The sequence below is a fragment of the Corynebacterium sp. NML 150383 genome, from assembly GCF_002285085.1.
Lineage (GTDB): Bacteria > Actinomycetota > Actinomycetes > Mycobacteriales > Mycobacteriaceae > Corynebacterium > Corynebacterium gottingense.
Genome location: NZ_NSGK01000002.1, coordinates 15,641 through 26,466, shown reverse-complemented (window position 1 = coordinate 26,466; position 10,826 = coordinate 15,641). Strand labels below are relative to the sequence as shown.

Here is a 10,826-nt window from a genome sequence, read left to right as displayed (position 1 = left end):
ATCGTATTCATAGTATTTGTGTTCCCTTCGTTGGTTGAGAGTGGTCGTTGATTTTCGGAGTGGACAGTTAGTGCAAGATCGCCGCCCCCAAGCTGAGCACCGCCGGTGCAAGCCCGAGGACGAAGAACGCCGGGAGGAAGCAGGCGGTAAGCGGGATCGCGATGAGGACGCCCGCCCGTTCCGCTTTGGCGCTCGCCTCGTCGGCAGCTTCAGCACGGAGCTTGGTGACGATGCGCTCGCAGCCCGCCACGATGGCGGACCCCGAGGAGTTGGAGAGGGCAACAAGCCCGGCGAGCTCCGCGCCACCTGGGACGCTATGGAGCTCTGACCAGGCGCGCTCGGGGCTCACCCCGAGCGCCGTCAGCGCAGCGACGGTATGCCAAGGACTCGCGTGCGCGTTGCCTCCGCCGGTGTCGCCGTACGTTTCAGCAACAGCGGCGGCGGCGCCGGCGAGCGGGAGCCCGGCCTCGCAGCATGCCGCGAAGAGCGTGATGTCGGCTGCGCTGCGGTGGGCGTCGATACCCGGCGCTTCCCCGCGGGGACCATCCCGCGGGGTCTTCGAACCCGCGCCGGGAGCGACGCGCAGCCGCAGCAACGGCTGGACCCGGGGCAGGGCGAGCGCGGCCGCGAGGAACAGTGATGCGAGAAGCAGGATCATTGCGCCGCCCTTTCGATAATCACCCGGGACACGACCGTGCCCGCGCATACCAAGGCGGTGCCGACGACGAGGAGTACCCCACCTATGCCGCCGGAGGTCAGCAGCCCGACGGGGTTCGCCCCCATCGCGGCGCCCATGAGCATCCCGGCGAGCGGCAACGCGGCGAGCACCATGGCCGTGGTGCGCGGCCCGGCCAGCGCCGCGGTTGTCGCGGCTCGGTGCCGCTCGGCGTGGTCGAGCTCGTCGCGCGCGGCTCGCAGCAGCTGGGCGACGGGGATCCCGCGCCCGGTTGCAAGCCGCCACAGCGTGACCATGCGCGCGAGCTCCGGCTGCGCCGTGGGCACCTCGATCTGCGCGGCAGAGTGCCCGAGCCGGATGTGGTGGACCAGCCGGTGGATGTCGCGCGCGAGTGGGGCCGGCGCGTTGTCGGGCAGGCGCTCGGCGGCGGTCACGCAGGCGCGCGGCAGCGGGGCTCCGGCGTCCAGGTTGGCCACCACGTGGCCGAGAAAGTCGGCGGTCACGGCCGCACCCTTGGCGCGTTGCCGCTGCTCCCGGCGCCGGACGATGAGGTCGACGACGGTCGCCCCGGCCATGACTGCCGCGAGGACCACGCTGACCCGTTTGGCGGCGACCAGGCCGAGCGCGAGCGCGATGCCGGCGATGCAGAGCGTGGAGTGGAGGCGTGGCGTCGAGAAGCGTTGCACGTTGCGCGTGAGTGCGCCCAGGCGGGCGGAGGGAGCGGGGGCGGTGAGCGCGGTTGCCGCGGCGGCGATGAGCAGTGGGTTCATGCTGCCAGCTCCTTGTAGCCGGCGGCGGGGCCGCGCTCGCTGTCCCACACCACGCGCGCAGTGACGGGCTGGCCCTCCAGCACGCCGATCTGGTGCACGTAGCGGGTGCCGTCGGGGCCGCGGCGGACCACCACCACGGCGTCCACGGCTGCGGCGAGCTGCGAGTGCAGCCCGGCGCGGTCCAGACCGCCGAGGGCCGCGAGCGCCTCCAGCCGGGCGGGGACCTCGTGGATGGAGTTGGCGTGGAGGGTGCCCGCGCCGCCGTCGTGGCCCGTGTTGAGCGCGGCGAGGAGATCCACGACCTCGGCACCGCGGATCTCGCCGACCACGATGCGGTCCGGCCGCATGCGCAGAGCCTGGCGCACCAGGTCCGCGATCGTGATCGCGCCGGCGCCCTCGGCGTTGGCGGCGCGCGTGGTCAGGTTGAGCACGTGCGGGTGGTGCGGGGTCAGCTCGAGCGTGTCCTCGATGGCGATGATGCGCTCGGTGGGGGCGGCCTCTGCAAGCAGGGCCGACAGAAGTGTCGTCTTGCCGGAGCCGGTGCCGCCCACCACTAGGATCGCCTTGCGCTGCGCTACCAGCGCGCGCAGCAGGTCGGCGCGCTCCTGATCGAGGAAGCCGCCCGCCACCAGGTCCGCGAGCGAAGCGGTGGCGGTGCGCAGCACGCGCAGCGACAAGCAGGTGCCCACCTGCGCCGTTGGGGCGAGGATCGCGTGGAAGCGTAAGAGCGTGCCGTCGTCGCGGGTGAGGTGCCCGTCGCAGTATGGCTGTGCGTCGTCGAGCCTGCGCCCGCAGCTCAGCGCGAGGCGCGTGGCCAGAGCACGCACGTCCGCCTCCGAGTCGAAGGTGGTCTCCGCCAGCTCGAGGCCGCGGCCACGGTCGACGTAGACCTCGGACGGGCCGTTGACACAAATATCTGTCACGTCGCCGGCCGCCAGCAGCGGTTCGAGCGGGCCGGCTCCGGTGGTGTCGTCGCGGAGCTTGCGCATGAGCGCGAGCACATCGAGGTCGCTAATCACCACCGCCTCGTCGCGGATGATGTCCACCAGCCGTGCGGGCGACGGGGGCGCGGGCTCGTCCGCAAGGCGGCGCTGTACGCGCGCGAGTACGTCGTTGGCATCCATCACGCCACCTCCCCGAGCACCGCGTCGGCCGCCTTACGCAGGGGCTTGGGCAGGCGCGCCGGGAGCCCAGCGCTCTCGATCGAGCGCGGCAGCCGGTGCAGCGTGGGCAGTCGGTGGCAGATCCGCGAGCGGGTCACTGCGACAACGCCGTCGTCGTCGATGCCCTGCCAAGGGGAGTCGCGGAGGACCAGCACGTGCTCGACGCCGGCGGCGTTGCACTCCAACGCGATCGTCTGCGCCGCGCAGACGGAGCGCACCGTCGGCGTCACGACGATGACAGCCAGGTCGCACGCCGCCGGGAGCAGGTCGATGGGGACATCGAGGACGGTCAGGCCCTCGCCGCCCACAGCGCGGCAGAGCCTCTCCAGCTCCGCCGTGTCGACCCGGAACGGGTCCGCGACGGTGCTGCGCGCAAACGTGAGGACCGCGGTGCCGGAAGCGGTGGAGGGCAGGGCGCGGCGCACGTCGGTGCGCGCTACGGCACCATCGCCCAGCACGATCTCGCCCCAGCGCGCGCCCGGCCGCTCCTCGACGCCGAGGAGGAGATCGAGTCCGCCGGAGAGCCGGTGTGCGTCGATAAGCGTGGCGTTCCCGCCCACCTCGGCGAGCGCACAGGCGAGGACGGATGCGCCGACGCCACCGCCCGCGCCGAGCACGGCGATCGTGCGCCCGCCGCCGCTGTGCTGGCTCGCCTGTGCGCAACGGCCGAGCGCGACGAGGAGGTCGCCGGCCTGCGCCGGCAGGACGAAGGCGTCCGGGGACGCGGAGGCGTCGGCGAGGCTGCCGCTGACAATGAACACGTTGTCGGCTCGGGGTGGAGGGAGGTGTGGGGCCCAGGTGGCGTCGACAAGCACTGCGAACGCACGCGCCACGTATCGCGGCAGCGTGGTGGGGTCGGCAACGTCCACGATGGCGTGGCCAGCGGCTGCGGCGAGGTGGGTTACCTCCGGGTGGAGGAGCGGGTCGTCCACCGCGACGATGATGGGGCGGCCGGCGCGAGAATTCGGTACTTTTGTTTGTGTCATGCCGCAAGCATTGCAGGCGCAACATCAACGTGCAAGGGGTTGGATACATCTGTGGATAACCCAGGCCGCGATCGCATCCAAAATAAACAATCTGTGGATAACCCAGCCCCATCACTCACACGCGCCTCAGCATTTACACGCCGGGCGCTGAGGTTGGCTCGTTAGAATGAGGCACATGGCAACTCGCGCGCCGGTGGCGGCATTCTTCGACCTGGACAAGACGATCATCGCGACCTCGTCTGCCTACGCCTTTGGCAAAGAGTTCCTCAACAACGGCCTGATCACCCGCCAGGAGGCGCTCGACCTCTACCTGTCCAAGGCCTCCTACATGCTCGTCGGCCACTCCAGCGAGCAGATGGACGCCTCGCGCGACCAACTCGCACAGCTGGTCAAGGGCTGGGACGTGGACGAAGTGCGACGCATCACCACCGAAACGATGCACAACGTGGTCACGCCCGCGATCTACCGCGAGGCGCGCGAGCTGATCGAGCAGCACCGCGCAGCGGGCCACGACGTCATCATCATCTCCGCGTCCGCGGACATCCTCGTCGAGCCGATCGCCGCCGAGCTCGGCGTGGACACCGTCGTGGCCACCGAGGTGGAGGTGGAAGACGGCAAGCTCACCGGCACAATCACCCAGTACCTCAAGGGCGAGGCCAAGGCGGCGGCCGTGGAAACATTCGCCCGCGAGCACGGCTACGAACTCGCGCGCTGCTACGCCTACTCCGATTCCGCCACGGACATCCCGATGCTCGCGGCCGTGGGCAACCCCGTGGCCGTCAACCCGGACCGCGCCCTGCGCAAGCACGCCATGTCGTCTGGCTGGGAGATCCGCACCTTCAAGAACCCGGAGCCGCTCATCCAGATGCCCAACGCGCGCGAAGTGGGCATCGGCGCGGGCGTCATCGCCGGGATCACGGCGCTCGCGGTCGTCGGCACGCTGGTCACGCGCGCGATCATGCGCGACGGCCGCTCCGCTTAGCCCCCCGCCCGAGGAGCTCGAGTAGCTACTGCCTCCCGTGCCACTGGTCGAGGCGCTCCAGCAACACGGCCCGCGAGTCCTCGTACGCGGCGCGGTTGCCCTCCGGAGTACCCCCGAGCATGATCTGCCAGCCGTCCGGCAGCTCCTCCGAGTGCTCGAAGAAGACGTGCCCGGCGTCCGGGTACACGTGCGCCTCCACCTGCTCGCCCTGCGCCTCGAGCTCGCGCGCCGCGTCCGCGGACTGCCACATCTGGTCTTCCTCGCCGGCGAAGAGCAGCACGTTCCCGCCGAAGTGCGCAAGGTCAATGCGCGCCTCCTCCGGTGCCGCTTCCGCCGCGGACTCGTAGGTCGCGCGGTACGACACCGGGTAGCCGGTCACCATGTCCCACATCTGCTTCGCCCCGGCCGCCATGGACCCCGCGCGGAACGACGCGAACGGCACCGCCTCACCCTTGTAGGTAAACGACGGCAACTCCTCCGCCTGCCGGAACACCAGCCCCGGGTAGGAATAGCTCGCGGGCACGAACGCGACCACGTTGTCCACCCGGAAGCCCTTTGCCGCCAGCAGCTCCACAAACTCCGCGCCCTTCGACGTCCCCACCACCGTCACCGGCCCGTCGCCGTCCACGGTGGCGTCGATAAGCGTGCTGACCTCATCAAACTGCTCCAGCGGCACCTCCGCGAGCCCCTGCTGCTGCCCCTCCTGCCCGAAGAAGTACATACTGAGCACCTCGTAACCCTCGCCGGCGAGCCACTCGGCACGAGAGCGGTCCGCACCGCCCTCGGAGCCGCCGTACACGACCACCACGCCCGGGTGCGTCTTCCGCTCGGGCATGATGTGGAACCCCTCGATCTGGTCCCCGTGGATCGGGGCAACGCTTAACGACGCCCCACCATCCCCCTCCCCCGCAACAGAAGACGACCCCACGCTCCCGAACGGGTAGGTGTGCTGGTTGTAAGCGCGCAACCCAACAATCACCGCCGCGAGGAGCACAAGCACAACCAGGAGCGCGACCAGCGCCTTGCCAAGGATCTTAAGGACCTTCACCACATTCCTTCCCACGCAGCGCTCACACCCGTGAAAGAATCTGCGCATTTTGGACCATTTGCAGGATGTTTTAGGCTTACATCCTAACTTGCGCGGCAGCGGTTTCGCCGACCTTCCGGCCCCAATACAGGCACGAAGGCTGGACTATAGCTAAAGTCGTGGAGGACAATGCATCACACGTGTACGTATACGCGCGAGAGCAGCAGTAGCCACACGCCTTGTAGGCGACTCGCAGGAAGGTTTGAAAAACAGTGAGCAAAGACGGTCTGTACACCAGCGGTTCCACGGCAGTGTCTGCCAAGGTGGACTCCATCCCGCTGCGCGACGCCGACACCACCCAGCCGGGTAAGGATTCCATTGGCACGCTGGTCTCCAACGCGACGGAGCAGATTTCCACCCTGGTCCGCGGCGAGATCGAGCTGGCCAAGACCGAGGTCATCGGCGAGGTCAAGAAGGGTGCCATGGGTGGCGGCCTCTTCGCTGTGGCCGGCGTCATCGCACTGTACTCCAGCTTCTTCGCCTTCTTCGCCCTGGCGGAGATGCTCGCGTCCTGGATGCACCGCGGCTGGGCATTCCTCATCGTCTTCCTCATCATGATCGCCCTCGCCGGCATCCTGGCCTTCATGGGCCTGCAGAAGGTGAAGAAGATCAAGGCGCCGGAGAAGACCATCGAGTCCGTCGGCGAGCTGAAGCACCTGCGCCCGGGCCAGGCCCAGCAGAACCTGTCCAAGGATTCCAGCGGCCTGTACTCCTCCGCCGCGCACACCACCGGCTCCACGGCAGTGACCAAGTAGGCGCTTTTCGCCTCCAGGGCCGCTCCGGGCATGCCCCGCCTGACCCCGACGCCACCCTCGGTCGTTGACCTGCCGGGGGAGTTTGCGCACCGCATGCTGCACACTCGCGGCGTGCGCCTGCACGCCGCCGTGGCCGGCGACTCCGCCGACCCCCTGGTCCTGCTCATCCACGGCGCGTACGGCGGCTGGTTCGACTTCCGCTACGCCCTCGCCCCGCTGGCCAGCCGCGGCTACCACGTTGCCGCGCTGGACCAGCGGGGCTTCGGCATGTCTGACAAGCCCGCCCACCGAGGCGGCAACCTGCTGCGCATCCTGCGCGGCGACCTCGGCGGGGTGATCCATACCCTGGGACACGCGAACGCCGCCCTCGTCGCCGCCGATACCGGCGCCGTGGTCGCCCGCGCCCTCGAGCAGGCCCAGCCCCAGCTTGTCCGCAGCGTGCTCACGCTCCCCAACGAGCCGCACCTCCCCGCCTGGCTCGGCCGCCTCCCCGCCCCCGTCGCGGCCGCCACCGCCACACACCTGCCCGGCGCGCTGGACCGCGCGTGGCGTAGCGCGTTTCACGCCACCCTCGCGCGGGCAGCGGCCGACAGCGCCGCCAAGCACCCCGATCACCCAGCGGAAACGCTCGCGACCCGGCTTGCGGCGCTGCGCATCGATAACGCGCTGCCCCACATCCTCGCCACGCACCGCCTGCGGCGGCACGCGCCAGCAGACGGCGCCAACCACGTCCTCCACGCCCTGCCCTACGCGGGGGATCCGGGGGCGTTTGTGCGGGGCGTCGAGAAGCACTTGGCGTCATAGCACTCCTGGTGCTTTAGACCGCGCAGGTTTGCGTGTCCACCGGGTCGGTGAGGCGCTCGACGTCGCCAATCACCTCGCGGAGCTGCGTGCCGGTCAGGGCGTAGCCGGTGTCCGCGACGTCCACGTCCGTGCCGAAAATCATGCCCGCGACCTGCCCCTCCGGGGTGAACATGGGCCCGCCGGAGTTGCCCTGGCGGATGTCGCCGCGGATCGTGTACGCGCCGCGCTCCACCCGGCCAGTGGCGTAAATGTCCGGGCCGCTGAGCTCCAACTGGGTCCGCACGCGTACCGCGTCTGCTTCAAAGGGGCCGGACTCGGGGAAGCCCATCACCACGGCATCATCGCCGGACTTTAGCTCGCGCGGCGCCCACGTCAGCTCCGGCAGGCCCAGCTCGGGGGCGTGAAGGACGGCGATGTCCACCTCCGGGTCGTAGAGCACGACGTCCGCGTGCTTCACGCCCAGCACGGTGTCCAGGTTGACCAGCTGGGTGCCCGCCACCACGTGGGCGTTGGTCAGCACGTAGCCGTCCGCGATGACGAAGCCGCTGCCCATCAGGCGGTGGTGGCAGGTCTCCGAGTCACCCACGACGTGGACGACGCTCGGTCGGACGCGGTCGACCAGGTCACCGGTCACCACCGACTCGTCCGGCGCGTCCACCTCACGCTTCGCATCGGCGCTCAACGGCGAGACCAGCGGCGGCAGGCCCGTGTCGTGCAGCAATGCGGCCGCCTTGGCGGGCAGCTGCGCCCACGCGTCCGGTGTTGCGCCGTCGATCCCGCGCAGCACCCGCGAGTCCCGCAGCGCGGCGCTCTGCTGCTCCGGAAGCGCGCTGACCAGCGGGATAGACACCAGCCACAGCGCCAGGGACATGGCCAGCGCCTGCAGTAGCGCGCCCGCGACGGAATCCAGCGCGCGCATCGGGCGCCACCGCTGGGCGCCGCGCAGGGCGTCGCCAATCGCGGAGCCAGCCAAGTTCCCCAGCCCGACGAAGAACACCACGACCGCCAGGAAAATGATGACGCGCAGCCCGCGGCCGGAGAAGAAGTCGAGCGTGTACGCGGCAGCGAGCAGCCCCACAATCAAGCCGGCCACGCTGCCCACCGCGATGAACACGGACGCCAGCACGCCCCGTCGCCACCCCGCCGCGAAGCTGCCCACCACCAGAATCGCCGCGACGAGGTCCACGATGGCTGATCCGGTCACTGTTTTGCTGTCTCCTGGTTCGTGTTGTGGGGCGTCATCGGGGCCGGTCCGCGGGGGCTACCGCGTGTACCGCGGCTCCCCGTTGGCGGAGTTGGCGAGCACCTCGTCCAAATCGCGCAAAGTGCGGTCCCAGTCGCGGGCCCACGCGGCTTGCTCCAAAAGTATTGAGAGCAGAATAGCCGTAAAGCCCCACACAACGTAACACCCGGCGCGGAAGGCGGGTCCGGCAAAATTGGCCAGCCCCACCTGCAGCCGGTTCGCGGGATCCACCAGGTCGCGCACGGCGATGAAGAAGACGTCGTCCGTTTCAAACGGGCTGGCCACGTAGGTCTCGCCCGGCTGCTTCGCGTACGCAATCACCGGCCGCACCCGGAGTCCGCTGCCGCCCGTAGTCACGGTGCGCAGCGTGGCCAGCGGCGTCACGCGCGAACGCTCGAGGCCGGTCTCCTCCCAGGCCTCGCGCAGCGCCGCGTCGACGGGCCCGCGGTCCCCGGCGTCGATATGCCCGCCGGGAAACGCCATCTGCCCCGAGTGGCTCCGCATCCGCGGCGTGCGGTGGGTGATAAGCACGTGCGCGTCGTCCGGGATGGTCACCGATGCCGCGTTCCCGGTAAACAGGATCAGCACCGCGGCCTCGTCCGCCGCGTCCTCCGGCACGGTGCGCCCGTGCAGGAGGGGCCGCGCCGCCTCGCGGTAGGTGCCGCGTTGAATCCGGTCGATCAGCGGCGCGAGCCAGCGGGGCGCCTTGTGGGGCTGCAGTGGGACGTCGAGAAGCTGCCCTTCCTTGCGCTCGCTCATCGCCCAAGCACCCCGTCGATGGCGCTGGCCAGCGCTTCTTCCGACTCGAAGGCCTGCGCGAGCGTGCCCACCTGCTCGCCGTCGCGGAACACCACCGTGATGGGCACGACGCCGGGCAGACCCAGCTGCCCCGCGAAACTGTTGTCGGAGTCCTGGTAGCTGGACAGTTCCACGCCGAGCTCGTTGAGCAGATCGGCCCCAGCCGCCGCCTGGCGGTCCGCGTGCACGCCCACGACCTCCACGTCCGGGTGGTCTGCGGCGTAGCGCTCGAGCACGGGCAGCTCAGTGCGGCACGGCTCGCACCACCAGGCCCACACGTTGACCACCGTCACGCCCGCGCGCTCGCCGGGCACATCGGCGCCACCCAGGCACGGCAGCTCCACGCCACCGACCCCACCAGCCACGCAGTCGGGCCGCTGAGCCACGGGCGCTTCCTCGCTTAGCGACGCCCCCGTCTCCCCCTCCCCACGCACTTCATCACCCGATCCGCCGCCGCGCAGCAGCGCCACAGCGCCGGCGACGACGAAGCACGTGACCACCAGCGCGCCCACCACGCTGGCCACGACCGCGGTCTTGCCCGACCTCACTGCGCATCACCCAGCATGCCCAGGATGTGCTCGCGCTCTTCCCCGGTGACCAGGGCCGCCGCCTCCTCCGGGTCGGTTGGCCCCGCGCCGAAGCCGGGGCAGTCGAACGCAATGGGGCACGCGCCGCACGCCGACTTCTTCGCGTGGCAGACGCGCCGGCCGTGGAAGATGAGTCGGTGCGAGAACATCGTCCACTCGCTCGCGGGGATGATCTGGGCGATCTCCCGCTCGATCTTCACCGGGTCGCGCTGCGCACTCAGCGCTAGGCGCGCGACGAGCCGCTGGAAGTGCGTATCCACGGTGAGCCCCGGCTTACCAAAAGCGTTGCCCCGCACCACGTGCGCGGTCTTGCGCCCCACTCCGGGGAGCGTGACCAGGTCTTCGAGCGCGACCGGGACCTCGCCGCCGAAGTCCGTGACCAGTTTCTGCCCCAGCCCGATCAAGTTGGCGGCCTTCGCGCGGTAGAACCCGGTGGGGCGGATCAGCGCCTCTACCTCCGCCTGGTTTGCCGCCGCGTAATCCTGCGCCGTGCGGTAGGTGGCAAACAGGGCCGGGGTGACGTGGTTGACGCGGACATCGGTCGTCTGCGCCGAGAGCACCGTGGCGACGAGCAGCTCGAGCGGGTTGGAAAAGTCCAGCTCCGCGTGGGCATCCGGGAACGCCGCCGCCAGGGTGCGATTGATCCGCCGGGCGCGGCGGGTGCGGCCCAGCTCCGTCTCCTTCCCTTTCGCCGCCGGGTGGGATCCCGGTGCGCGGCGCCGCGGCGGCGTAAGCTTGCCGGCCAGCGGTTTCCCGGCGTCCGGTGCGGGGGGAAGCGAGACGTTGGACATGCTGCAATGCTATCGCACACGTACCATGACCCCTATGACGGTAATTTTAGTTGCGATCCTGCCCCTCTTCCTCGGCCTGTTCACCCTGGGCATGGAACGCCTCGAATCAGCATCGGTTGAGGCCCATTAACACGCACTGGTGTTGCAGACTGAACGTTTTTTGAACCTAAAATTGCCGGTAGGG

12 protein-coding genes are annotated in these 10,826 nt (G+C 69.8%); 3 read left to right on the top strand and 9 right to left on the bottom strand.

The window, feature by feature from the left end:
• Positions 1–67: 67 nt before the first annotated feature.
• The 4 genes from CKJ85_RS02120 to ssd are packed head-to-tail and all read right to left on the bottom strand — an operon-like array spanning position 68 to position 3,595.
• Complete coding sequence (locus tag CKJ85_RS02120; RefSeq protein WP_095553285.1) at positions 68–658, bottom strand: type II secretion system F family protein; 591 nt, start codon at positions 656–658, stop codon at positions 68–70.
• Positions 655–1,446, bottom strand: a complete 792-nt coding sequence (locus tag CKJ85_RS02115) for a type II secretion system F family protein (protein ID WP_095553284.1) — start codon at positions 1,444–1,446, stop codon at positions 655–657. The genes CKJ85_RS02120 and CKJ85_RS02115 overlap by 4 nt, the downstream gene beginning before the upstream one ends.
• Positions 1,443–2,570: a TadA family conjugal transfer-associated ATPase gene (locus CKJ85_RS02110; RefSeq protein ID WP_095553283.1), complete on the bottom strand. Its 1,128-nt coding sequence runs from the start codon at positions 2,568–2,570 to the stop codon at positions 1,443–1,445. The genes CKJ85_RS02115 and CKJ85_RS02110 overlap by 4 nt, the downstream gene beginning before the upstream one ends.
• On the bottom strand, positions 2,570–3,595 hold the full coding sequence (ssd, locus tag CKJ85_RS02105; protein ID WP_095553282.1) for a septum site-determining protein Ssd: 1,026 nt from the start codon (positions 3,593–3,595) through the stop codon (positions 2,570–2,572). Before ssd ends, CKJ85_RS02110 begins: the two co-directional genes overlap by 1 nt.
• Before the next feature lie 175 nt (positions 3,596–3,770).
• On the opposite strand from ssd, the gene CKJ85_RS02100 reads away from it, so the two are divergent.
• Positions 3,771–4,577 carry an HAD family phosphatase gene (locus CKJ85_RS02100; protein ID WP_233125657.1) on the top strand — a complete coding sequence of 269 codons (807 nt, stop codon included), beginning with the start codon at positions 3,771–3,773 and terminating at the stop codon, positions 4,575–4,577.
• Between the two features lie 25 nt (positions 4,578–4,602).
• Here the strand turns inward: CKJ85_RS02100 and CKJ85_RS02095 are convergent, their stop codons facing one another.
• Positions 4,603–5,625: a dienelactone hydrolase family protein gene (locus tag CKJ85_RS02095; RefSeq protein ID WP_198947129.1), complete on the bottom strand. Its 1,023-nt coding sequence runs from the start codon at positions 5,623–5,625 to the stop codon at positions 4,603–4,605.
• A gap of 251 nt (positions 5,626–5,876) precedes the next feature.
• On the opposite strand from CKJ85_RS02095, the gene CKJ85_RS02090 reads away from it, so the two are divergent.
• Positions 5,877–6,419: a phage holin family protein gene (locus tag CKJ85_RS02090; protein ID WP_095275193.1), complete on the top strand. Its 543-nt coding sequence runs from the start codon at positions 5,877–5,879 to the stop codon at positions 6,417–6,419.
• Positions 6,420–6,449: 30 nt separating this feature from the next.
• A complete protein-coding gene (locus CKJ85_RS02085; RefSeq protein WP_095553280.1) occupies positions 6,450–7,223 on the top strand; it encodes an alpha/beta fold hydrolase in 774 nt (257 codons plus the stop codon).
• Positions 7,224–7,236: 13 nt separating this feature from the next.
• Here CKJ85_RS02085 and CKJ85_RS02080 read toward each other — a convergent pair whose 3' ends face one another.
• The 4 genes from CKJ85_RS02080 to nth are packed head-to-tail and all read right to left on the bottom strand — an operon-like array spanning position 7,237 to position 10,642.
• Positions 7,237–8,427 carry a MarP family serine protease gene (locus tag CKJ85_RS02080; protein WP_095553279.1) on the bottom strand — a complete coding sequence of 397 codons (1,191 nt, stop codon included), beginning with the start codon at positions 8,425–8,427 and terminating at the stop codon, positions 7,237–7,239.
• A gap of 57 nt (positions 8,428–8,484) precedes the next feature.
• Positions 8,485–9,225 carry a CoA pyrophosphatase gene (locus CKJ85_RS02075; protein ID WP_095553278.1) on the bottom strand — a complete coding sequence of 247 codons (741 nt, stop codon included), beginning with the start codon at positions 9,223–9,225 and terminating at the stop codon, positions 8,485–8,487.
• Positions 9,222–9,812 carry a TlpA disulfide reductase family protein gene (locus CKJ85_RS02070; RefSeq protein WP_095553277.1) on the bottom strand — a complete coding sequence of 197 codons (591 nt, stop codon included), beginning with the start codon at positions 9,810–9,812 and terminating at the stop codon, positions 9,222–9,224. The genes CKJ85_RS02075 and CKJ85_RS02070 overlap by 4 nt, the downstream gene beginning before the upstream one ends.
• A complete protein-coding gene (nth, locus tag CKJ85_RS02065) occupies positions 9,809–10,642 on the bottom strand; it encodes an endonuclease III (protein ID WP_095553276.1) in 834 nt (277 codons plus the stop codon). Before nth ends, CKJ85_RS02070 begins: the two co-directional genes overlap by 4 nt.
• Positions 10,643–10,826 lie beyond the last annotated feature (184 nt).

Excerpts from the sequence above, each read along its gene's own strand:
- CKJ85_RS02100 (WP_233125657.1), top strand. The coding sequence starts at position 3,771 with ATGGCAACTCGCGCGCCGGTGGCGGCATTCTTCGACCTGGACAAGACG.
- CKJ85_RS02115 (WP_095553284.1), bottom strand. The coding sequence starts at position 1,446 with ATGAACCCACTGCTCATCGCCGCCGCGGCAACCGCGCTCACCGCCCCC.
- CKJ85_RS02075 (WP_095553278.1), bottom strand. The coding sequence starts at position 9,225 with ATGAGCGAGCGCAAGGAAGGGCAGCTTCTCGACGTCCCACTGCAGCCC.
- CKJ85_RS02110 (WP_095553283.1), bottom strand. The coding sequence starts at position 2,570 with ATGGATGCCAACGACGTACTCGCGCGCGTACAGCGCCGCCTTGCGGAC.
- ssd (WP_095553282.1), bottom strand. The coding sequence starts at position 3,595 with ATGACACAAACAAAAGTACCGAATTCTCGCGCCGGCCGCCCCATCATC.
- CKJ85_RS02120 (WP_095553285.1), bottom strand. The coding sequence starts at position 658 with ATGATCCTGCTTCTCGCATCACTGTTCCTCGCGGCCGCGCTCGCCCTG.
- nth (WP_095553276.1), bottom strand. The coding sequence starts at position 10,642 with ATGTCCAACGTCTCGCTTCCCCCCGCACCGGACGCCGGGAAACCGCTG.
- CKJ85_RS02085 (WP_095553280.1), top strand. The coding sequence starts at position 6,450 with ATGCCCCGCCTGACCCCGACGCCACCCTCGGTCGTTGACCTGCCGGGG.